The sequence below is a fragment of the Cellulosimicrobium sp. ES-005 genome (assembly GCF_040448685.1).
GTDB lineage: Bacteria > Actinomycetota > Actinomycetes > Actinomycetales > Cellulomonadaceae > Cellulosimicrobium > Cellulosimicrobium cellulans_G.
Map to the genome: position 1 here is coordinate 1,287,624 of NZ_CP159290.1, position 21,419 is coordinate 1,309,042.

Here is a 21,419-nt window from a genome sequence, read left to right on the forward strand (position 1 = left end):
CACGATCGGCGCCGGGCGCGCCTGAGACCCTGGTCCCATGAGAACCGGTCCCGTGAGCTCCCCGCGTCGTCCGAGGCCCGCCCCCGTCGTGCCGCTCCTCGTCGCCGCGGCCTGCGTCGTCGTGCTCGGCGCGTGCTCGACCGGCGCCGAGCCGGGTCCGCGACCGACGACGTCGGCCGCGACCCCGACCCCGTCGGCGGAGCCCGACGACGCGACGGCCGCGACCGACGAGCCGACGGATGCGACCGACGACGCGGACGACCCGCTCGCGGACCGGCCGTCGGAGCCGCCCGCGCAGGCGGTCGACGCCGGCACGGTCGCTGCCGGTGCGCCCGCCGTCGTGAGCGGTACGGGGAGCGCCGAGGTGACGTTCCTGCGCGACGGCGAGTTCGCCGTCGTCGTGCACCTCGACTGCGGCGACTGCGCCGGGACGCGCGTGTTCATGGCGCCCACGGACGTCACCCCGTACCCCGGCGCCCTGGGCGAGGCGACCGGCTCCTACCTCATGGACGTGTTCGAGGACTCCGCGCCGCAGCAGTCGATCTGGCTCGAGACGCCGGGGGACTGGTCCGTGCGGCTCGAGAGCTGGAACGACCTGCCGCCCGTGACGGGAGCGCAGTCGGGCACCGGCTCGACCGTCCTGCGGCTGGACGGCACCGCGACGAGCGCCGAGGTCGCGTGGACGCCCGCCGGCCCGGAGGACTCGTTCCAGGGCCGGTACTTCGGCGTCACGCGCGAGGCGTCGCGCGTGTTCGGCGACACCGAGGCGTTCACCGAGACGTTCGACCTGGCGCTGCCCGGCGTCCTGGCCGTGAAGACCGCGGGCACGTGGAGCGTGACGCCCCCGGGCTGACGCCCGACGCCGCGTGGCGCCGCTCGCCTCGCCGCGTCACGCGCGCGCGACGACGAGCTCGTCGTACCCCGGCACGAGCACCCGCCGCTTGGCGCGGCGGGACACCACGCGCAGGGGCGCGCCGTCGTCGAACAGGGCGTGCAGCAGTGCGGCGATCTCGGCGCGCGCCAGCGCGGCGCCGAGGCACAGGTGGCGCCCGGCACCGAACCAGAGCTGGCGCGTCTCGCGCACGTACGGCCGGTCGGCGCGGAAGGGGCCTGCGGCGACGTTCGCGGCCCACGTGAGGATCATGACGCGCTCGCCGGCGCGCAGCGTGCGCCCCGCGACCTCGACGTCCGCGGAGACGCCGCGACCGATGACCGACGCCGGGCTGGTCACGCGCAGACCCTCGCGCACGGCGTTCTCCACGGCGTCGGGCTCGCCCGCTGCGCGCTCGACGGGGTGCGCGCGCTCGTCGGCCATGAGCCGCAGCAGGCGGTGCTGCTCGCCCGTGTCGATCAGGAGCGCCGTGGTACGGGCCATCGCGGACGCCGACGTCTCCGTGCCCGCGACCATGAGCAGGCTCGCGAGCCCCGTGGTCTCCTCCAGCCCCAGACCGAGCTCGCGGCACCGGCCGAGCAGGCGGTCGGCGGGGGCGTGGCGCCAGCCGTCGGGCACGCCCCGGGTCAGCTCGGCGACGATCGCCTGCGCCGCGCTGACCTGCTCCGGCGACAGGTAGGTCGAGCCGGCGCTGCCGAGCGCGATCGACGCGAGGCGCTCGCCCGTCGCGAAGGCCGCGAGCGCGTCGTCGTCTCCGGGGACGACGGCGGACCCGTCGTCGGGGGCGTCCGCGCCGCCGAGCGTCGGCATGCCGAGCAGGGAGATCATCATCCGCCCCACGAGCACGCGGGCCAGCCGGCCGACGTCGACCGTCCCGCCCGCCGCGAGGGCGCGGCGCGCGTCGTCGAGCGCGACACCCCACGCGCCGTCGACGAGCGCCGCGGCGCTCGCCTCGGTGAACAGCTCGCGCGAGCGCGTGCGCAGGTCGTGGTGGCCCGGGCCGTCGAACAGGTCGAGCACCCAGTCGCCGAGGATCTGCGCCCACAGGTGCCCGACCCCGCCCTCGCCGACGATCGTGAAGTGCCGGTGGTCGGTGAGGATGCGGCGCCCGACCGTCGGGTCGGCGGTCACCCAGCCGAGCCCCGGGACCTTGCGCAGGCCGCCGCCCGCGCGCGCTCCGGCGAGCGCCCCGCCCGCGAGCAGGACGCCGGCCATCGCGGGCCGCGCGGCGGCCAGCACCTGCAGCTCGCGCCGGGTCGTGGGCAGGGCGCGGCGTCGCTCGCGGGTGGTCACCGGCGCGGTCGTGGTCGCAGTCACCGGGTCAGTGTGGCGCACGCGCGGCGGCTCCGGGCGGGCACGCCGCGATCTGGGGATGGGCAGTTCACCCCATCGGATCCTGTGGACGACCACCGTCGGAGCGGGTCTGCTTGGCTACTGTGTCGCGCGTGCCAGTGAACCCCGCCGGGACGGCGTCCCGCCCGCCCCTCGCACCCCCGACGGCGGTGCTCGCCGCGGTCGGGGTGCACCTGCCCGAGCGCACGGTCGACGTGCGCGAGGCGGAGCGCGCCCTCGCGGCGCGCAACCCGGGCGCGGCGCCGCGCGTGCCGATGGTTGCGCGCCTCACGGGCGTGCGGCGTGTGCACGTGCTCCCGGACGACTGGGACGCGTCCGACCTCGCGGTCGCGGCCGCGGAGAAGCTGCTCGCGACCGAGGGGCTGGCGACCGACGACGTCGACCTGCTGCTCTTCGCCTCGGCGAGCCAGGACATGGTCGAGCCCGCGACGAGCCACATCGTCGCGGCGAAGCTCGGCGTCCGCGCGCCGGTGATGGACGTCAAGAACGCGTGCAACTCGGTGCTCAACGCGATCGAGGTCGCGGAGGCGCTCATCGGCACCGGGCGCTACGCGACGGTCCTGATCGCGTCGGGCGAGGCGCCGTCGCGCGCGGTGCGCTGGGACGTCCCGGACCGCGCGACGTACCTGCTCTCCGCGCCGGGCTACACGATGTCCGACGCCGGCGCGGCCGTCCTCGTGCGCCGCGCGACCCCGGCGGAGGCCGACGCGCGTGACGCCGCCGGGGCGCCCGCACCGCGCGGCATCCTCGCGAGCGCGTTCGGCGCGGAGTCGACGCACTGGGACGTCGGCATGCTCCCGGGCGGCGGCACCGCGCACCCGCGCGACCTCGAGCGGACCTACTTCGAGATTGACGGGTCGCGCCTGCGTGACGCGTTCCTCGCGCTGGGCCCGGGCGTCGTCCTCGACGCGTTGGGTCGCGCGGGCCTCGGGTGGGACGACGTCGCGCTCGTCGCGGTCCACCAGGTCGCCGTCGCGTACCTCGACGACGTGCACGCCGCGCTCGGCCTCCCGACGGGCCGCACGCTCGTCACCGTCGCCGACCACGGCAACGTCGCCTCCGCGACGCTCCCGCTGCAGCTGGCCACGGCGCTGGAGACCGGCCGGGTCGGGCCGGGGGACGTCGTCGTGCTGGTCGGGCTCGCCGGCGGCATCAGCATCGGCGCGACGGTGGTGCGGCTGTGACCGCGCGCCGGTTCACGCGGCACGTCGCGAGCCCGCAGCGGCTCGCGGTCGTCGTGCCCGCGCGCGACGAGGCGCACGGGATCGTCGCGACGCTCGAGGCGCTGCGCGACCAGCAGGACACCGACTTCGACCTCGTCGTCGTCGACAACGGGTCGTCGGACGGGACGGGCGACCTCGTCCGCGCGACCGCCGCGGCGTGGGGCATGACGCGCTGGCGCGTGGTCGACGAGCCGCAGAAGGGCACGGGCGCCGCGGCCGACACGGGGATGCGCGCGGCGATCGGGCAGGGGGCGACGCACCTCGCCCGCACGGACGCCGACTGCCTCCCGCTGCCGGACTGGACCCGGCGCGTGCGGGCGGCGTTCGCGAGCGGGCACGACCTCGTCGCGGGCCGGCTCGTGGCGCGGACGGACGACCGGCCGGTCTCGCGCGTCCAGCAGGGGGTGCTGTCGGCGGCGGTGAGCGTCGCGAGCACGTTCGGGCGCTTCCGGCCCGGCAACCAGGACCCGTCCTACCTCGGCCCGTACGTCATGGCGCCGGGCTGCAACATGGCGATCACCGCAGAGCTCTACGAGGCCGCGGGCGGGTTCCCGCGCACCGCGATCGAGGACGTCCACGAGGACCGGGCGCTCGTCAACGCGGTGCGGCGCCTGACCCGGAGGTACGGCGCGCACCGCGAGGTCGTCGTGCTCGCGTCGGCGCGCCGCGCGCACGCGTGGGGCCTCGTGCGGACGCTCGGCTGGTACGCCGACCACCGGTACCGGCCCGAGGTGGTGGACATCCGGTGACGGGGACGACGGCGGTCGCGCCGGCCCCGGTCGGGCTCGCCGCGGCGATGCGCTGGGAGGAGCGCGTCCAGCGCGGTGCGCACCCGCTCGTCTACCCGGCGATCCGGGCGCTGCGCCACCGCGGCCCGGTCGTGCGCGTCCCCGGCATCGGGGTGGTCGTGTCCGACGCCGCGACCGCGCGGGCCGTGCTGCTCGACACCGAGCGATTCACCAAGGTGGGCCCGGGGTCGCCGTCGGACCTGTGGACGCCCGTGCTCGGGCCGTCCGTGCTGCTCAACATGGAGGGCGCCGACCACGCGCGCCTGCGCCGCGCGCTCTCCGGGCTCTTCACCCCGCGGGCGGTGCGGGACCTCGTGGCGGTCAGCGTCCCGGACGTCCTCGCGGGGCTCGCGCCGCGCCTGCTGGCGGGCGCGCGCGTCGACCTCGTCGCGGAGACCGCGGCCATGGCGGGCACCGTCATCTGCGCCATGACCGGGCTGCCGCCCACCGATGTCGCCGTGCGCGAGGCGATGACGGCCGCGCAGTCCGTGGTCGGCCTGGTGCGGCTGCACCGACGCAGCCTCACGCCCGCGCAGGTGCGGCACGCGCGCGCCGTCCTCGCCCGGCTCTCGGCTCCCGCGCGGGACGCGTACCGGGACGGCGACCCCGCGACCGTGCCGGGGCGCATGCGCGAGCTCGGACTCTCGGAGGACGAGGCGATGGGCGCGGTCGGCGCGTTCGTCCTCACCGGGACGGAGACGATCCAGTCGTTCGTGCCGCGCCTCGTCGCGCTCACGGCGGACACGGGCTGGCTCGACCGGCTCCTGGCCGCGCCGCCCGGTCCCGAGGGCGCGGCGCTGCGCGGGCGCGTCGTGGAGGAGGCGCTGCGCGTCACGGCGCCCACGCCCGCGATGCTGCGGTCGGTGCGCGCCGACGCGACCGTGGGCGACGTCCGCGTCCGCGCGGGGGACCGGGTCGTGATCGCGACGATCTCCTGCTGCAAGGACGCAGGCCCCTTCGACCCCGACGCACCCGTCGACCCGGCCGTGCGGCACCTGTGGTTCGGTGCCGGCCCGCACTTCTGCCTCGGCATGCCGCTCGCCATGGCCCAGGTCGACGCGGTGCTGGACGCCCTGCGCCCCGTCGCCGCGGCGGGGCGGAGCGTCGAGGTCACCGACCGTGCCGTCGCGCGCGGGGTGCTCATCCCCGCGTACCGATCGCTCGGGGTGCGTGCGGCCGGCGGCCGGGTGGGCGCGCCGGAAGGGTCCGCGCGCCCGGGCGCCGGGTCGGCCGTGGCGTCGGCAGGGGAGGCGGCGTGACCGCGGCCGACGACGCGGCTCGCCACCTGCTGGGCCCGATCCTCGAGCGGGGCGCACCCGGGCACGCGTCCGCGGACGCCGTCGCGCTCCGGCGCTGGACGCGGCCCGGTCGTCGGGGCGCGCGCGTGCGCGAGGAGGTCACGTACGCCGACCTCGCGCGCCGCGTCGAGGCGACGGCGACGGCGCTCGCGGCGGACGGGCTCGCGCCCGGCGACCGGGCGCTGTTCTCGGTGCGTCCCCGGCCGGAGGGCGTCGTGCTGGCGTTCGGGGTCGTCCGCGCGGGCGGCACGATCGTGTTCGTCGACCCCGGGTCGACGCCCGAGCTGTTCACGGCGCGCGTGCGCGCTGCCGGGCCGTCGCTCGCGACGACCGAGTCGCTGCTGTACGCGGTGTCGCGGGGTCCGCTGCGCCGTCTGGCCCGCTCGCGCGGCCTGCTGCTGCCGGACTACGCGAGCCTGCCGTTGCGGCACGTGCACGCGGGGCCGTGGCTCCCCGGGGTGCCGCGCGGCTCGCGCGCCGCGCGCCGCCTCGGCTCCGGCCCGGTCGACCGCGCGGCGCTGCCAGAACTCGACCCGGACCGTGAGGCCCTGACCGTCTTCACGTCCGGCACGACGGCGCAGCCCAAGGCCGTGGTGCACACGGCCGGGTCGTTGCTCGCCGGGTGCGACCTGCTGCGCGACGTGTTCGCGCTCGCGCCGGGCGACGTCGTGCACACCGACCAGATGCTGCTCGGCGTCCCGGCACTGCTCGCGGGTGCCACGTGGTCCGTGCCGGCCGACCCGCCGAGCCGCGACGTCGTGACGTTCGCTCGTCAGCTCGACGGCGCCGCGGGCACGTACCTCGTGCCCGCGGACGTCACGGCGCTGCTCGACGCCGTCGAGGCCGGGACGGTGCCACCGCGCGGCCCGCGCGTCGCGCTCGTCGGCGGAGCCCCCGTGACGCGCGCCCTGCTGGCGCGCGCGACACGGGTCCTGCCCGGCACGCGCTGGGTCGCGGTGTACGGGATGACGGAGATCCTGCCCGTCGCGGTGGTCGAGGCCCGGGAGAAGCTCGCGCACGCGGGGGACGGCGACCTCGTCGGCCTGCCGCTTCCCGGGACGGTCGCGCACCTCGACCCGGTGGAGGACGACGGGCCGGGCGACCCGGAGGACCGCCCGGCCGACGGCGGCGCGGACGTCGTCGGCGAGCTCGTGCTGTCCGGGCCGTCGCTCATGGCGGGCTATCTGCACGACCTCGACGCCCCGGCGCGCGGCAGGGGAGCGCGTGTCGCGGAGCACCGCACCGGCGACCTCGCGCGGCTCGACGACGCGGGGAGGATCGTGCTCGTCGGCCGCACGCGGGACATGATCATCCGCGGGACGACCAACATCTACCCGGGCCTGTTCGAGCCGCGCGTCGCGGCGCTCGACGGCGTCGGCGAGGCGGTCCTCGTCGGCGTGCCGCAGGTGGACGGGGACGAGCGGGTCGCGCTCGTGGTCACCTCGTCGGTCGGCTCGACGGGCACCTCGACGGGCACCTCGACCGGCACCTCGACGGGCTCGGTGACCGACGGCGCGCCGACCCGTCGTGCGCGGCCCGACGGCGACGTCGGCCTCGACCCGGACCACCCGCTCGTCGCGCGGGTGCGCACGGCGCTGCCGGGCGTGCTCGACCACGACGCGCTGCCCGACGTCGTGCTGCACGCCGACCGCGTCCCGCTCGCGGGGCGCTCGCGCAAGCCCGACCGCGCGGCGCTCTCGCGCGCCGCCGCGCCGTTCGTGCCCGCCGAGCCGGCCGGCGCCGGCCGCGACGCGCGCGGTGCCGTCGCGTGAGGGTCGTCGTCACCGGGGCATCGGGGTTCGTCGGGGGAGCGGTCGCCCGCGGCCTCGTCGCCGACGGCCACGACGTCTGGACGTCCTCCCGCCGCGACCCGGGCCTCCCGGGCACCCGGCACCTCGCGTGGGACCTCACCGCCGGTCCGCTCCCCGACCCGCCCGCGGTGGACGCCGTCGTGCACGCGGGCGCCGCCGTGTCCGACTGGTGCGCGCCCGACGTCGCGCGCGCGACCAACGTCGGCGGGACGCTCGCGGTGCGCGACACGTTCCCGGGCGCGAGGTTCGTGCACGTGTCGTCCGGCAGCGTGTACGACCCCTACCGCCCGAGCGTGCGCGCCCGCGAGCAGGAGGCGCCCGTCGCCCGGTACCTCGACGCCTACGGGACCACCAAGGCGGAGGCGGAGCGCGCGCTGGCCCGCGACGTCGTGCACCACCCCGACCGGGGCGCGGTCGTCGTGCTGCGCCCGCACGCCGTCTACGGCCCGGGGGACACGACGCTGCTCCCGCGGGTCGAGGCCGCCGTGCGGTGCGGGCGCCTCGTCCTGCCCGGCGGCGGGCGCGTGCTCCAGTCGCTCACGCACGTGGACACGCTCCTCGCCGCGGTGCGGGCCGCCGTCGCGCTGCCCGACGGCGCGGCCCGCGCGGCCGGCCGCGGGGGAGGGCCGACCCGCGGGCTGCTCGTCGCGAACGTCGCCGACGCCGCGCCGGTCGCGCTGCGCGACGCGCTCACCGCGGCGCTGCGCGGCCGCGGCACCGACGTCCGGGTCGTCGCCGTCCCGGTCCGTCCGGCATGGGCGCTCGCGGGCGCGGTCGAGACGGTCGCGCGGCGGCTGCGACGCCCTGAGCCGCCGCGTCTCACGCGGTACGCGCTGAGCCACCTCGCGATGGAACGCACCTACGACCTCACGGTCCTGCGCGACGTGCTCGGGGTCGAGCCCGCTCCCACGAACTTCGTCGGGGCCGAGCGCTGGTAGCGGCGAAAGCCCTGGGTGTCGTGACGCCGACCCGCTAGGTTGCCCGCGTGGAGACCGGGGCCGACCTCGCGCGGCGCTACTACGACGAGGTCGTCGGGCCGATCGTGCTCGGCCGCTGGCCGGGGCTGCCGCACGCGGCCGGACGCCTCGGGAGCGGGTCCGACGTCCTCGGGCTCGACGACGCGACGTCGCGCGACCACGACTGGGGCCTGCGCCTGACGCTGCTGGTCGACGAGCCGATGGTCGACGAGGTCGACGCGCTGCTCGACGCGGCGCTGCCTGGCACGTTCGCCGGGCACCCGACCCGGTTCCCGACCACGTGGAGCCCGGAGGGCCCGCACCAGGTCGAGGTCGCGTCGCCGTCGGGCTTCACCACGTCCCGCCTGGGACTCGACGCGACGCGCCCGCTCACCCTGGACGACTGGCTCGCGCTCACCGGTCAGGCGGTGCTCGAGGTCACCGCGGGTCCCGTCTTCGCGGACACCGACGGTCGGGTCACCGCGGCGCACGACCGCCTCGCCTGGTACCCGGACGACCTGTGGCGGTACGCGGTCGCCGTCGACTGGGCGCGGATCGGGCAGGAGCTGCCGTTCGTCGGCCGGACGGCGGAGCGCGGCGACGACCTCGGGTCGCGCGTCGTCGCGGCCCGGCTCGTACGCGTCGCGATGCACCTCGGCTTCCTGCTCGAGCGGTGCTGGCCCCCGTACGCGAAGTGGTTCGGGACGGCGTTCGCCGCCCTCCCGCGCGCCGCCGCCGCCGGGCCCGACCTCGCGGCGGCGCTCGTGGCCGACGACTGGCGCCCGCGCGAGGCGGCGCTGTGCCGGGGGGTGGCGTCCCTGCACGACCTCCAGGGCGAGGCGGGTCTCCCGACGGTGGCCGACGTCGTCGTCCCGTTCTTCGACCGGCCGTACCGGGGGCTCGGGCCGGTGGCCGACGCGGTGACGGCCGCGATCCAGGACCCGGCCGTGCGGGCGCTGCCACCGGGCGTCGGGACGGTCGAGCAGTGGGTCGACGACGTCGACGTCCTCACGGACCCCGGCCGTCGCGTCGCCGCGGCGCGCGGCGTCGGGCAGGCTGGGACCACGACCCCGTGACCCGAGAGGAAGCCGTGCGATGACCTCGTCCGCACCCACCCCGGACGCCCGGCCCCGCGGCGGGTGGCCCGGCGCCGAGACGCACGCCGACGCGCCGTGGTGGACGCGCTCGGTCGTGTACCAGGTGTACCCGCGCTCGTTCCAGGACACCGACGGCGACGGCGTCGGGGACCTCCCCGGGATCACCCGGCGCCTCGATCACCTGGAGCGGCTGGGCGTGGACGTCGTGTGGCTGTCCCCGGTGTACCGGTCGCCGCAGGCGGACAACGGGTACGACATCAGCGACTACGAGGACGTCGACCCGCTGTTCGGGTCGCTCGCGGACCTCGACGCCCTCATCGAGGGTCTGCACGCGCGCGGGATGAAGCTCGTCATGGACCTCGTCGTCAACCACACGAGCGACGAGCACCCGTGGTTCGTCCAGTCGCGGTCGTCCGCCGAGAGCCCGCGGCGCGACTGGTACTGGTGGCGTCCCGCGCGCGCCGGCATGGAGCCCGGGGCGCCGGGCGCGGAGCCGACCAACTGGCGCTCCTTCTTCGGGGGCAGCGCGTGGCGGTTCGACGAGGCCTCGGGGGAGTACTACCTGCACCTGTTCGATACCAAGCAGCCGGACCTCAACTGGGAGAACCCGGAGGTCCGCCACGCGGTCTACGCGATGATGCGGAGGTGGCTCGACCGGGGCGTCGACGGGTTCCGCATGGACGTCATCAACCTGATCTCCAAGGACGTCGCCCCGGACGGCTCGCTGCCCGACGGCGAGGTGCACTGGGGGACGTACGGCGACGGGAGCCCGCACTACACGGACGGGCCGCGCGTGCACGAGTTCCTCGCCGAGATGCACCGCGAGGTGTTCGCCCCGTACCTCGCGCAGGGCCGCGAGATCCTCACGGTGGGGGAGACGCCGGGGGTGACCGTCGAGCACGGCGTCCGGTACACCGACCCCGACCGTCGCGAGGTCGACATGGTGTTCCAGTTCGAGCACATGGGCATCGATCACGGGGCGACGCGCTACGACCCGGTCCGGTGGGAGCTCGCCGACCTCAAGGCGACGCTCGGCCGGTGGCAGGCCGGCCTCGCCGACCGCGGCTGGAACGCCCTCTACTGGGACAACCACGACCAGCCGCGCGTCGTCTCGCGCTTCGGCGACGACTCACCCGCGCACCGCGTCGCGTCGGCCAAGGCGCTCGCGCTCCTGCTGCACCTGCACCGCGGCACGCCGTACGTCTACCAGGGCGAGGAGCTCGGCATGACGAACGCGCCGTTCACGCGCGTCGAGCAGTACCAGGACGTCGAGTCGCTCGGGTACTTCCGCGAGCTCACCGGCCGGACAGGCGGACCGCGGCTGCGCACCGACGGCGAGATGCTCGCCGTGCTCGCGCACGCGAGCCGCGACCATGCCCGCACGCCCGTGCAGTGGGACGCGAGCGCGAACGCCGGGTTCACGACCGGGACGCCGTGGCTCGAGGTCAACCCCAACCACACCGCGATCAACGCGGAGGCGGCGTGGGCCGACGAGGACTCGGTCCTGCACTTCTACCGGCGGCTCGTCGCCCTGCGCCGCGACGAGCCGGTCGTCGCGCTCGGGGACTTCCACATGCTCCTGCCGGACCACGAGGCGGTCTACGCGTTCACGCGCGGCCTCGACACGACACGGGCGGACGGGACGGCCGTGCGCGACGAGCTGCTCGTCCTCGTGAACGTGGGCGGGCAGCCCCAGGACGTGCCGGACGACGTCCTCGCCGGCTGGGAGGACGCGTCGACCCTGGTGGCCACGCACCCGGGCGGGCCCGACGCCGAGGGCCGGCCGGGCGCCGTCGGGCACCTGCGGCCGTGGGAGGGACGGGTGCTCCGCCGGGCGGGCGAGGATGCCGCACGTCCCAGTGCGTGAGACGGGCGCCTCGACACGTGACATCGCCGAGACATGGGCGTACAGTCCCATGACGTGCAGACGATCCTCCTTGTAGTACTTCCTGAGCGCGCCGGCTGAGGCCACGCAACCAGGCTTCGTCAGCGCGCTCACCCCTCGTCCAGCCCGGCATCCCGGGTCCGAGGGGTTTTTTGTTGCCACCACAACGCCATCAGCACGGCAGACAGACCGCGGCAGGCTCACCAGGCCACCGCGAGCGCCGCACCCGCGAGACCCGCGAGGACCGGCACCCGCACACCGCGACCAGCACGACCGCACCACCACGGTCGGCTCCGGTTCCCGGCGGAGCGCCCCACGGGGCGCCCGCCGGGCCGAGGCCACGACACGCAGGAGACACCATGGCCCAGGGTCCCACCCCGGCACCTCCGCGACCGGGGGCCCCGACGCCCGCGGCGCCGGCGCCGAAGCCCGCCCCGACACCCGCGTCGGTCGCCCCGCGCGGCGACGTCCGGCGCGCTGCCACGGCTCGCCCGGCCGGCAGCACGCAGGGCACCTCGACCGGTGAGGAGATGACCGGCGCGCAGTCGATCGTCCGCTCCCTCGAGGAGGTCGGCGCCGAGGTCGTCTTCGGCATCCCGGGTGGCGCGATCCTCCCGACGTACGACCCGCTCATGGACTCCCAGCGGCTGCGCCACATCCTCGTCCGCCACGAGCAGGGCGGCGGCCACGCCGCGCAGGGCTACGCCCACGCGACCGGGAAGGTCGGCGTCACGATGGCGACCTCGGGCCCGGGCGCGACCAACCTCGTCACCCCCATCGCCGACGCGAACATGGACTCGATCCCGCTCGTCGCGATCACCGGCCAGGTCGCCGCGGGGGCGATCGGCACGGACGCCTTCCAGGAGGCGGACATCGTCGGCATCACGCTGCCGATCACCAAGCACAACTTCCTCGTCACCGACCCCGACGACATCCCGCGCACCATCGCCGAGGCGTTCCACATCGCCTCGACGGGCCGTCCCGGCCCGGTGCTCGTGGACATCGCGAAGTCGGCGATGCAGTCGCGCACGACGTTCTCGTGGCCCCAGGACGTGCAGCTCCCGGGCTACCACCCGGTGACGAAGCCGCACAGCAAGCAGATCAAGGAGGCCGCGCGCCTGCTCGCGTCGGCCCGGCGCCCGGTGCTCTACGTGGGCGGCGGCGTGGTCCGCGCGAACGCGTCGGCCGAGCTGCGCCGCCTCGTCGACCTGTCGGGCGCGCCGGTCGTCACGACGCTCATGGCGCGCGGCGCCGTGCCCGACACGCACCCCCAGAACCTCGGGATGCCCGGCATGCACGGCACCGTCCCCGCCGTGGCGGCGCTGCAGAAGGCCGACCTCGTCGTGTCCCTCGGCGCGCGCTTCGACGACCGCGTCACGGGCAAGCTCTCGAGCTTCGCGCCGCACGCGCAGGTCGTGCACGCGGACATCGACCCCGCGGAGATCGGCAAGAACCGCGACGTGGACGTCCCGATCGTCGGCGACCTCAAGGAGGTCATCGCCGACCTGCTCCCCGAGCTCGAGCGCGAGCACGAGGCCAAGGGGAAGCCGGACGTCGAGGCCTGGTGGCGCCAGATCGACGACTGGCGCGAGACCTACCCGCTCGGGTACACCGAGCCCGACGACGGTCACCTCGCCCCGCAGCACGTCATCTCGCGTCTCGGCGAGATCTCCGGTCCCGAGTCGGTCTACGTCGCGGGCGTCGGCCAGCACCAGATGTGGGCCGCGCAGTTCATCCGGTACGAGCACCCGCGCACCTGGATCAACTCCGGCGGACTCGGCACCATGGGCTTCTCGATCCCCGCGGCGATGGGCGCGAAGGTCGGCCGTCCGGACGCCACGGTGTGGGCGATCGACGGCGACGGCTGCTTCCAGATGACCAACCAGGAGCTCGCCACCTGCACGATCAACGAGATCCCGATCAAGGTCGCGCTGATCAACAACTCCTCGCTCGGCATGGTGCGCCAGTGGCAGACCCTGTTCTACGACAAGCGCTACTCCAACACCGACCTGCACACCGGGCACGGCACGGCGCGCGTCCCCGACTTCGTCAAGCTCGCCGACGCGTACGGGTGCGAGGGCATCCGCGTCGAGTCCATGGGCGAGGTCGACGCCGCGATCAAGCGCGCGATGGAGATCGACGACCGCCCCGTGGTCGTCGACTTCAACGTCTCCCGCGACGCGATGGTGTGGCCGATGGTCGCCGCCGGCGTGAGCAACGACGACATCCAGTACGCGCGGGGCATCTCGCCCGCGTGGGACCGAGAGGACTGATCCGCCATGTCCCGCCACACCCTCTCCGTGCTCGTCGAGAACAAGCCCGGCGTGCTCACGCGCGTCGCGGGCCTGTTCGCCCGTCGCGCCTTCAACATCCACTCGCTCGCGGTCGGCCCGACCGAGCACGAGGAGATCTCGCGCATCACCGTCGTCGTCGACGTCGAGGAGCGCCCGCTCGAGCAGGTGACGAAGCAGCTCAACAAGCTGGTCAACGTCATCAAGATCGTCGAGCTCGACGCGGCCGCGTCGGTGCAGCGCGAGCTCCTGCTCGTCAAGGTCCGCGCCGACGGCGCGAACCGCACCGGCGTGCTCGAGGTCGTCAACCTGTTCCGAGCGAAGGTCGTCGACGTCGTGCCCGACGCCGTGACCATCGAGGCGACGGGCACCGGCGAGAAGCTGAACGCCCTGCTCGGCGCGCTCGAGCCCTACGGCGTGCGCGAGATCGTGAAGTCGGGGACCGTCGCCGTCGGCCGCGGCTCCCGCTCGATCACCGACCGCGCGCTGGAACGCGTGGTCCGCTCCGCCTGACGATCGCCTACCCTCGCACCGAGACCCGCACGGGCGTCGGTGCGCACCGATCGTCGTTCCACCGCGAGACATCGCAACAGACCCCTGCACCGCAACGAAGAACCGAGGAGATCCATCGTGGCTGAGCTGTTCTACGACGACGACGCCGACCTGTCCATCATCCAGGCCAAGAAGGTCGCGATCGTCGGCTACGGGAGCCAGGGCCACGCGCACGCCCAGAACCTGCGCGACTCCGGCGTCGAGGTCGTCGTCGCCCTCCGCGAGGGCTCGAAGTCGACCGCCAAGGCCCAGGACGAGGGCTTCGAGGTGAAGTCCGTCGCCGACGCCGCGGCGTGGGCCGACCTGATCATGATCCTCGCGCCGGACCAGCACCAGCGCTCGATCTACAACGACGAGATCAAGCCGAACCTCGCCGCCGGCAAGACGCTCGCCTTCGCGCACGGCTTCAACATCCGGTTCGGCTACATCGAGGCCCCCGACGGCGTCGACGTCATCCTCGTCGCGCCCAAGGCCCCGGGCCACACCGTGCGCCGCGAGTTCGTCGCGGGCCGCGGCATCCCGGACATCATCGCCGTCGAGAAGGACGCGTCGGGCCAGGCGTGGGACGTCGCGCTGTCGTACGCGAAGGCGATCGGCGGCACGCGCGCCGGCGTCATCAAGACGACGTTCACCGAGGAGACCGAGACCGACCTGTTCGGCGAGCAGGCCGTCCTCTGCGGTGGCGTGTCGCAGCTCGTCCAGTACGGGTTCGAGACGCTCACCGAGGCCGGCTACCAGCCGGAGATCGCCTACTTCGAGGTGCTGCACGAGCTCAAGCTCATCGTGGACCTCATGTGGGAGGGCGGCATCGCCAAGCAGCGCTGGTCCGTCTCCGACACCGCCGAGTACGGCGACTACGTCTCCGGCCCGCGCGTCATCGACCCGCACGTCAAGGAGAACATGCAGGGCGTCCTCGCGGACATCCAGTCCGGCGCGTTCGCCAAGCGCTTCATCGACGACCAGGACGCCGGCGCGCCGGAGTTCACGGCGCTGCGCGAGAAGGCCGCGCAGCACCCGATCGAGAAGGTCGGCAAGGAGCTGCGCTCGCTGTTCGCGTGGAAGCAGCAGGACGCCGACTACACCGAGGGCAGCGCCGCACGCTGACGCAGGCCGTCCTGCCTGCCCGAGGCGGAGCCGGCGTCGTGCGCGACGTCGGCTCCGCCTCGGGCTCTCGGGTCACCCCGCGCTCGCGCGGCGCGACCCGGATCGTCCCGCCCCATCGCCGCGGCAACCAGGCACGCGACCGTGCCGACCAAGGAGGCACTGTGACGACGACGACACCGCCGGCCGCGCACGACGAGCTGCTGGATCCGTTCCTGGCTCCGCACTGGGAGACGTCGGCGCTGCTGGTGATCGACACGCAAGTCGACTTCGCCGAGGGCGGGAGCACGCCCGTCGCGGGAACGCGGGCGGTCGTGCCCGCGCTCACCTCGCTCGTCGAGGCGTACCGGCGGGCGGGCCTGCCTGTTGTCCACGTCGTGCGCCTGTACGACGGGGACGACGTGGACCTGGTACGGCGCCGGGCGATCGGCGACGGCGCCGCCGTGGTGCGTCCGGGCACGCCGGGTTCCGCGATCCTTCCCGAGCTCGTGCCGGCGGGCGCGCCCCCGCTCGATCCCGACGTGCTGCTCGCCGGGCGCCCACAGGACCTCGGACCTGGCGAGATCGTCGTGTGGAAGCCTCGGTGGAGCGCGTTCCACCGCACCCCGCTCGAGGATCTCCTGCGTGAGCGCGGCGTCGACACCGTCGTCGTGGCGGGCTGCAACTTCCCGAACTGTCCGCGCGCGACGCTCACCGACGCGAGCGAGCGGGATCTGCGGGCCGTCGTCGTGCCCGACGCCGTCTCCGGCACGACCGAGGAGGGCCTCGCCCAGGTCGCGGGACTGGGTGTCGTGCTGCGTCCCTCGTCGGCCGTCGTCGCGGCGGTGGCCGGGGCCGTCGGTCAGCGCGACACGAGCGGGACGAACCGCGAGAGATCGGGCACATCGACCCTCGGTACGCCACGATAGGGGCATGACCCGACAGGCGGACGAGGGGGAACCGGTGACGGACGACGTGGTGGTGGACGAGAGGGCGGCGGAGATCCTCGCGTTCTGGGAGCTGGCGCGGCCGAGCGCCGGGATGGCGCGGGTGGGCGTGGTCACCGGCACCACGGTCTCCGAGACGGTGCCGCCGCCCGCGTGGTCGTTCGGCGACAACCCCGCGCTGGCCGACGACCTGCTCGCGGCGGTGCTGAGCGGGGAGAAGACCGCGACGTCGTCCGCGCTGTGGGAGTACGAGGACTCGGGGGAGCCCGTCCCGCGCGTCGGCGAGCTGTCGATCCTGCTCGACGGTGCCGGGCACCCGCGGGCGCTCGTCCGGACGACGTCGGTCGAGATCGTCGCGTTCGAGGACGTCGACGCGGACTTCGCCCTGGCGGAGGGGGAGGACGACGGCTCGCTCGAGTCGTGGCGCGACGGTCACGAGACGTACTTCCGGCGCGTGCTGGAGCGAGAGTTCGCTCCCGACATGCCGCTCGTGTGCGAGCGGTTCGAGCTGCGCTACCCGCGCTGAGGCGGGATGAGCGGTGGCCGGCCGTGCCACGGTCGGCCGGCCACCGCTCGCGGGGCAGGTGAAGAGGACTACCCCGGGATCGATGACGGGCCGACCGGGTGGTCCGGTCGGCCCGCTGCGGCGAGCAGGAGCGTGCGCACGTCCTGCGCGACGACGGAGCGCGCCCCGCGCAGGACCGCGAGCTCGGGCACGGCGGTCGCGACGACCGCTCCCGTCCGCTGGTCGGTGCCGCGGAGAGCGGTGGCGGTGGCCTCGGCGAGCCCCGCGCCGCACGCGACCCCCGTCGGGCCGCCGAGCACGACGGCGTCGGGCTCGAGGATCGCCACGACGGGCTGGAGCACGATCGCGACACGACGGGCGAGATCCTGCACGAGCGCGCGGACGGCGGCCGTGTCGCCGTGCTCGCGGATCGCGGCGACGGCCGCGGCGTAGGGGGTGGACTCCGTGACCCCGGGGACGCCCGCCCGGGCGCAGAGCTCGACGAGCCGCAGGCCCCCGACGAGGTCCTGCACGTTGACGGAGTCGTCGATCCCGGCGGCGGGGACGGGGAGGTAGCCGATCTCGCCGGCGCCGCCCGTGGTGCCGTGGTGGACGCGGCCCTCGAGCCACGCCCCCATGCCGATGCCCTCGCCGAGCCACAGCAGGGCGAAGCTCTGCTCGTCGCGACCCGCGTCGCGCTCGGCGATCGCGGCGAGGTTCACGTCGTTCTCGACGCGCACGTCGATGCCGAGGGCGCCCTCGAGATGCCCCCGGAGCCCTTCGCGCGGCCAGCCGGGCAGCTCGCCGACGAGGGCGATGTCGCCCGTGCGCGGGGCGACCGCGGCCTGGACGCCGACGACCGCGGTCGCCACGCGCGCGACCGGGATGCCCGCGTCCGCGCAGGCCTCGTCGCGCGCCGTGCGGACGTCGGTCGCGGCGGCGCGGTCCGGGCCCGCGGCGACGGTCGTCTCGCCGAGCGTCCGGCCGAGCGCGTCGACGACGCTCGCCCGCACGCCGTCGGGCACGACGTCGAGCGCGAGCCCGACGAGGACGTCGGTGCGTGCGGCGTACTGTGTCGCCTGGGGCCCGCGCGCCCCCTGCACGGAGCCGGCGGGCTCGATGAGTCCGGACTGTTCGAGCCGTGCGACGATCTGCGAGGCCGTCGGTCGGGACACTCCCGTGCTGTCGCCGATCTGGGACCGGGTGAGCGGCCCGGCGTCGAGCAGGAGCTCGAGCGCCGCGCGATCGTTGATCGTGCGGAGCAGCCCCGGCGTGCCGGGGATCCTCGACGAGGTGGGCGCGGTCATGGCGTTCCTTCGGGCGGGCTTTAGGAAAGTTTCCTAATAGTGCCCTGTCTCGCCCCGTCGCGCAACTCGAGCGCAGTCCGAGACGTGAGACCGTCGTCCCGAGGGGTGGCGCGGCGGCGTAGGCTCACGGCATGACGCGCACCATTGATCTGGCAGTCGTGGCCGGGGACGGCATCGGTACCGAGGTCGTCGAGCAGGGCCTCGCCGTGCTCGAGGCCGCCGTGTCCGGCTCGGACGTGAAGGTCTCCACGACGCCGTTCGACCTGGGTGCGCGCCGCTGGCACGCGACGGGGGAGACGCTCACCGACGCGGACCTCGACGCGATCCGCGGCCACGACGCGATCCTCCTGGGCGCGATCGGCGACCCCAGCGTCCCGTCGGGCGTGCTCGAGCGCGGCCTGCTGCTCAAGCTCCGCTTCGCGCTCGACCACTACGTGAACCTGCGCCCGGGCAAGCTGTACCCGGGCGTCACCTCGCCCCTCGCCGACCCGGGCGAGATCGACTTCGTCGTGGTGCGCGAGGGCACCGAGGGCCCGTACGTCGGCAACGGCGGCTCGCTGCGCACCGGCACGCCCCACGAGATCGCGACCGAGGTCTCCCTCAACACGGCGTTCGGCGTCGAGCGCGTCGTGCGCGACGCGTTCGCCCGTGCCCAGGCGCGCCCGCGCAAGCACCTCACGCTCGTGCACAAGCACAACGTCCTCGTGCACGCGGGCCACCTGTGGCGCCGGACGGTCGAGGCCGTCAACGCCGAGTTCCCCGACGTCACGACGGACTACCTGCACGTCGACGCGGCGACCATCTTCCTCACGACGAAGCCGTCGCGGTTCGACGTCATCGTCACGGACAACCTGTTCGGGGACATCCTCACGGACCAGGCCGCCGCGATCACGGGCGGGATCGGCCTCGCCGCGTCCGCGAACATCAACCCCGACCGCACGGCGCCGTCGATGTTCGAGCCCGTGCACGGCTCGGCGCCGGACATCGCCGGGCAGGGCAAGGCCGACCCGACCGCCACGGTGCTGTCGGTCGCGCTGCTCCTCGACCACCTGGGCCTCGGCGACGAGGCGAAGCGCGTCGAGGCGGCCGTCGCGGCCGACCTCGCCGAGCGGGGGAGCCGAGTACGCTCGACGGCCGAGGTGGGCCGCGAGCTCGCCGCTCGCGTCGCCGGCTGACACGCCGCCCGGGTCCCGCACGGACCCGGGCACCGGTTCGCCCGCAGTCCCCGCACCTCGGTCGTCATCGCCCCAGGACCGGATCCCTCCCGTTCTGACCCGGTGACGCCTGCCGTCGTCGTACCCTCGCGCGGATCGCCGCACGAGCCGTGCGGTCGTGGAAAACTAGGCGGAGACCACCCGGGTCGCCAGGTGAAAGGCCTCATGATGAGCACCCTCGCAGCGCAGCACCAGCCGTCCTCCTCGGAGGAAGACCTCATCGCCCTGTTCGACGTCCGCCCGACGGACGCCCCGACGCCGCCCGCCGAGCGCGAGGCCGCGATCGCGGCCCCGAAGTTCGGCACGGTCTTCACGGACCACATGGCGCGGATCAGCTGGAACTCGACGGACGGGTGGGTCGACCGCCGCATCGAGAAGTACGGCCCCCTCCTGCTGGACCCGGCGACCGCCGTCCTGCACTACGCGCAGGAGATCTTCGAGGGCATGAAGGCGTACCGCCACGCCGACGGGTCCGTGTGGACGTTCCGCCCCGAGGCGAACGCGGCGCGCTTCGCCCGCTCGGCCCACCGCCTCGCGCTCCCGGCCCTGTCCGTCGACGACTTCGTCGGGTCGATCACGGCGCTCGTGCGCACGGACGTCGACTGGGTGCCCAGCGGCGACGAGGCGAGCCTCTACCTGCGCCCGTTCATGTACGCGTCGGAGGCGTTCCTCGGCGTGCGTCCGTCGCTCGAGGCCGAGTACCTGGTGATCGCCTCCCCGGTGGGGCCCTACTTCTCGGGCGGCGTGAAGCCCGTGTCCATCTGGGTCGACCGCGAGTACAGCCGCGCGGGCGCCGGGGGCACCGGTGACGCGAAGTGCGGCGGCAACTACGCCTCCAGCCTGCTCCCGCAGGTGGTCGCGCAGCAGCACGGGTGCGAGCAGGTGTGCTTCCTCGACTCCGGCACGCGGACGTTCCTCGAGGAGCTCGGCGGCATGAACGTGTTCGTCGTCAAGGCGGACGGCTCGGTCGAGACCCCCGAGCTCAGCGGCTCGATCCTCGAGGGCGTGACGCGCTCGTCGATCATCCGCCTCCTCACCGACCGCGGGCACGACGTGGTCGAGCGCCGCATCCCGCTCACCGACGTCCTCGCCGGGATTCAGGACGGCTCCGTGACCGAGGTGTTCGCGTGCGGCACGGCCGCCGTCATCACCCCCATCGGGCGCCTCGCGGGGTCCGACTTCGACCACACCATCGGCGGCGGCGAGGCGGGGTCGCTCACCATGGCGATCCGCGCCGAGCTCACCGACATCCAGACCGGGCGCGCGGCCGACCGCCACGGCTGGCTGCGCCGCCTCGCCTGAGGCCGGCGGCCCGTCCGCACCCGGCACGACGACGGGGTGCCCCTCCCGCGAGAGGGGCACCCCGTCGTCGTGCGTGTCGGTCGGCGCGTGGGACGCGCGACGACCGGTGAATCAGACGGCGGTCGCCGGCCGCACGACGATGGTGCGCCCGGCGACTCCCGCGAGCAGCGACCAGACCGCGATGCCGATCAGCAGGTTGATGAGCCCGGACAGGGCCGCCGCCGTGACGTCGCTCGACCAGGCGAACGGGAGCACCGCGATCACGACGATGACGAGCGCCATGATCCAGCCGAAGAACGCGCGCGGGCGCGGCGTGCTGAGGATGAGCAGGTGCAGGACGCCCGCCGCGAGGACGGCGAGGATCGCCCCGTCGATCGCCCACGCGGCCTGGCGCGACCCCGTGCCGAACAGGTCGGGCGGCGGCACGAGCGTGATCGCGAAGATGCGCTCGAAGATGATCACGCCGAGCAGCCCGATGAGCGCGGCGACGAGCGCCGTCGCCGCGGCGCCCGCCCAGAACCGGCCCGCCTCGACCGCGAGGCGCGGGTCCGCGGGATTGACGGGCGGCCTCTGCTCGGGGAAGCCGGCCTGCGGGTCCGTCGGGGGGATCGCGGGGGGCTGGGCGTGCTGCGGCACGGGTGGCTGCCCGTACCGGCGCGTCGGGGGGTTCTGCGGGTCGTAGCCGCCCGGCGTCGGGTCGCTCATCGTCACTCCTCGGTCGGTCGCCGCCGCGCCAGAGGGCGGTGGGCGGCTCGGTGGATGGACGCTCGTGTCCATCCTCGCCGAACCTGTGGCACCATGTGCCCTGTGACACACCTCGTCTCCCAGCTCATTATCGAGTAGCGCGCCCGGTAGCACTCACCGGACGCGCAGACCTCCCGCACCCTCGGGGGGTTTTTTTGTTGCTGGGCACCACCC

Annotated in this window: 18 protein-coding genes; 15 read left to right on the top strand and 3 right to left on the bottom strand. The window is 75.0% G+C overall.

Going from position 1 to position 21,419, the window contains the following annotated elements:
* Positions 1-37 precede the first annotated feature (37 nt).
* Positions 38-853 carry a hypothetical protein gene (locus ABRQ22_RS05430; RefSeq protein WP_353708828.1) on the top strand — a complete coding sequence of 272 codons (816 nt, stop codon included), beginning with the start codon at positions 38-40 and terminating at the stop codon, positions 851-853.
* A gap of 36 nt (positions 854-889) precedes the next feature.
* Here ABRQ22_RS05430 and ABRQ22_RS05435 read toward each other — a convergent pair whose 3' ends face one another.
* Positions 890-2,209, bottom strand: coding sequence for a cytochrome P450 (locus tag ABRQ22_RS05435; protein WP_353708829.1), 1,320 nt, complete (start codon positions 2,207-2,209; stop codon positions 890-892).
* 128 nt (positions 2,210-2,337) lie between these two features.
* Between ABRQ22_RS05435 and ABRQ22_RS05440 the strand changes: the two genes are divergently transcribed.
* The 12 genes from ABRQ22_RS05440 (at position 2,338) to ABRQ22_RS05495 (ending at position 16,699) form a co-directional block, all read left to right on the top strand.
* Entirely contained in the window at positions 2,338-3,429 is a 1,092-nt protein-coding gene (locus tag ABRQ22_RS05440; RefSeq protein WP_353708830.1) for a 3-oxoacyl-[acyl-carrier-protein] synthase III C-terminal domain-containing protein, read from the top strand.
* Entirely contained in the window at positions 3,426-4,217 is a 792-nt protein-coding gene (locus ABRQ22_RS05445) for a glycosyltransferase family 2 protein (RefSeq protein ID WP_253050612.1), read from the top strand. Before ABRQ22_RS05440 ends, ABRQ22_RS05445 begins: the two co-directional genes overlap by 4 nt.
* Entirely contained in the window at positions 4,214-5,515 is a 1,302-nt protein-coding gene (locus ABRQ22_RS05450) for a cytochrome P450 (protein ID WP_253050610.1), read from the top strand. Before ABRQ22_RS05445 ends, ABRQ22_RS05450 begins: the two co-directional genes overlap by 4 nt.
* Positions 5,512-7,326: a class I adenylate-forming enzyme family protein gene (locus tag ABRQ22_RS05455; RefSeq protein ID WP_353708831.1), complete on the top strand. Its 1,815-nt coding sequence runs from the start codon at positions 5,512-5,514 to the stop codon at positions 7,324-7,326. Before ABRQ22_RS05450 ends, ABRQ22_RS05455 begins: the two co-directional genes overlap by 4 nt.
* Positions 7,323-8,303 carry an NAD(P)-dependent oxidoreductase gene (locus ABRQ22_RS05460; protein WP_353708832.1) on the top strand — a complete coding sequence of 327 codons (981 nt, stop codon included), beginning with the start codon at positions 7,323-7,325 and terminating at the stop codon, positions 8,301-8,303. Before ABRQ22_RS05455 ends, ABRQ22_RS05460 begins: the two co-directional genes overlap by 4 nt.
* Before the next feature lie 47 nt (positions 8,304-8,350).
* Entirely contained in the window at positions 8,351-9,397 is a 1,047-nt protein-coding gene (locus tag ABRQ22_RS05465) for a DUF4037 domain-containing protein (protein ID WP_353708833.1), read from the top strand.
* 19 nt (positions 9,398-9,416) lie between these two features.
* Complete coding sequence (locus tag ABRQ22_RS05470) at positions 9,417-11,285, top strand: alpha-glucosidase (protein ID WP_353708834.1); 1,869 nt, start codon at positions 9,417-9,419, stop codon at positions 11,283-11,285.
* Positions 11,286-11,662: 377 nt separating this feature from the next.
* The gene (locus ABRQ22_RS05475) at positions 11,663-13,576 is read left to right on the top strand and encodes an acetolactate synthase large subunit (protein ID WP_253050602.1); all 1,914 of its coding nucleotides are present in this window, start codon (positions 11,663-11,665) and stop codon (positions 13,574-13,576) included.
* A 6-nt stretch (positions 13,577-13,582) separates the two neighbouring features.
* Positions 13,583-14,107 (top strand): acetolactate synthase small subunit, encoded by a 525-nt coding sequence (ilvN, locus tag ABRQ22_RS05480; RefSeq protein WP_047232530.1) that lies wholly within the window; start codon positions 13,583-13,585, stop codon positions 14,105-14,107.
* 117 nt (positions 14,108-14,224) lie between these two features.
* The gene (ilvC, locus tag ABRQ22_RS05485) at positions 14,225-15,250 is read left to right on the top strand and encodes a ketol-acid reductoisomerase (protein ID WP_253050600.1); all 1,026 of its coding nucleotides are present in this window, start codon (positions 14,225-14,227) and stop codon (positions 15,248-15,250) included.
* 161 nt (positions 15,251-15,411) lie between these two features.
* Positions 15,412-16,155 carry an isochorismatase family cysteine hydrolase gene (locus tag ABRQ22_RS05490; RefSeq protein WP_353708835.1) on the top strand — a complete coding sequence of 248 codons (744 nt, stop codon included), beginning with the start codon at positions 15,412-15,414 and terminating at the stop codon, positions 16,153-16,155.
* A gap of 4 nt (positions 16,156-16,159) precedes the next feature.
* Positions 16,160-16,699, top strand: coding sequence for an ASCH domain-containing protein (locus tag ABRQ22_RS05495; RefSeq protein WP_253050596.1), 540 nt, complete (start codon positions 16,160-16,162; stop codon positions 16,697-16,699).
* 68 nt (positions 16,700-16,767) lie between these two features.
* On the opposite strand, the gene ABRQ22_RS05500 is transcribed toward ABRQ22_RS05495, so the two are convergent.
* Positions 16,768-17,985, bottom strand: a complete 1,218-nt coding sequence (locus ABRQ22_RS05500) for an ROK family transcriptional regulator (RefSeq protein ID WP_353708836.1) — start codon at positions 17,983-17,985, stop codon at positions 16,768-16,770.
* Between the two features lie 131 nt (positions 17,986-18,116).
* Between ABRQ22_RS05500 and ABRQ22_RS05505 the strand changes: the two genes are divergently transcribed.
* Together ABRQ22_RS05505 and ABRQ22_RS05510 are read left to right on the top strand one after the other, a co-directional pair.
* Complete coding sequence (locus ABRQ22_RS05505) at positions 18,117-19,160, top strand: 3-isopropylmalate dehydrogenase (RefSeq protein ID WP_353708837.1); 1,044 nt, start codon at positions 18,117-18,119, stop codon at positions 19,158-19,160.
* 207 nt (positions 19,161-19,367) lie between these two features.
* The gene (locus ABRQ22_RS05510) at positions 19,368-20,501 is read left to right on the top strand and encodes a branched-chain amino acid aminotransferase (protein WP_253050590.1); all 1,134 of its coding nucleotides are present in this window, start codon (positions 19,368-19,370) and stop codon (positions 20,499-20,501) included.
* A gap of 111 nt (positions 20,502-20,612) precedes the next feature.
* Here ABRQ22_RS05510 and ABRQ22_RS05515 read toward each other — a convergent pair whose 3' ends face one another.
* Positions 20,613-21,206 (bottom strand): hypothetical protein, encoded by a 594-nt coding sequence (locus ABRQ22_RS05515; RefSeq protein ID WP_253050588.1) that lies wholly within the window; start codon positions 21,204-21,206, stop codon positions 20,613-20,615.
* Positions 21,207-21,419: the final 213 nt, after the last annotated feature.